This window comes from Flavihumibacter cheonanensis, assembly GCF_022352215.1.
In the GTDB taxonomy this organism is placed as follows: domain Bacteria; phylum Bacteroidota; class Bacteroidia; order Chitinophagales; family Chitinophagaceae; genus Flavihumibacter; species Flavihumibacter cheonanensis.
This window is the reverse complement of the sequence record NZ_JAKRWF010000225.1, coordinates 1-279: the sequence shown is the minus strand read 5'-3', so window position 1 is coordinate 279 and position 279 is coordinate 1. Positions and strand designations below refer to the sequence as shown.

1 protein-coding gene is annotated in these 279 nt (G+C 70.6%); it reads left to right on the top strand.

Annotated features, from left to right (window positions below):
• The coding region (locus tag MD536_RS21795; RefSeq protein WP_498366319.1) for a beta propeller repeat protein at window positions 1-279 on the top strand (279 nt) is incomplete at both ends.

Genomic DNA, 279 nt, shown 5'->3' with positions numbered 1-279 from the left:
CGCACCGGCGACGGCGGAAGGACGTGGTCGGTCGGCGCCGGGATGCGAGCCGACTTCTTCCCGCCCGAGCGCCAGTACGACCCGGTTGTCCAAGATGCCCACCGGGTGGTGCGATCGCCCGTCGATCCCGATGTGCTCTGGTGCCAGCACCACTGCGGCATCTACCGGTCCACCGACGACGGAGCCAACTGGACCGAGGTCGACGAGGCCGGCCCGTCCACCTTCGGCTTCGCCGTGGCCACCCACCCCCACGACGCCAACACCGCGTGGTTCGTACCC